Origin of the sequence: Paenibacillus popilliae ATCC 14706, assembly GCF_000315235.1 — a bacterium.
In the GTDB taxonomy this organism is placed as follows: domain Bacteria; phylum Bacillota; class Bacilli; order Paenibacillales; family Paenibacillaceae; genus Paenibacillus_B; species Paenibacillus_B popilliae.
Genome location: NZ_BALG01000241.1, coordinates 1 through 234 on the forward strand (window position 1 = coordinate 1; position 234 = coordinate 234).

Genomic DNA, 234 nt, shown 5'->3' on the forward strand with positions numbered 1-234 from the left:
GACTGTCTCTCCCGCATGTCGCCTAGCAGCGTGTCCCGATTGCTGGCCGCCCAAGACTTGCAACCACATAAAGTCCGTTATGATCTGGAACGCCACGATCCAGAGTTCGATGCAAAACGGACGGAAGTGCTTTGCGTCTATCAGCAAATCGAATACATTCTGGAGAACGAAGAAATAAAACCGCTCTGCGACGTTTATTTGTCCTACGACGAGAAACCTGGCATTCAGGCGATC

Annotated in this window: 1 pseudogene; it reads left to right on the forward strand. The window is 50.9% G+C overall.

Annotated elements, in window-relative coordinates:
* Positions 1-234, forward strand: a pseudogene (locus PPOP_RS22845) (IS630 family transposase); the annotation flags it as partial.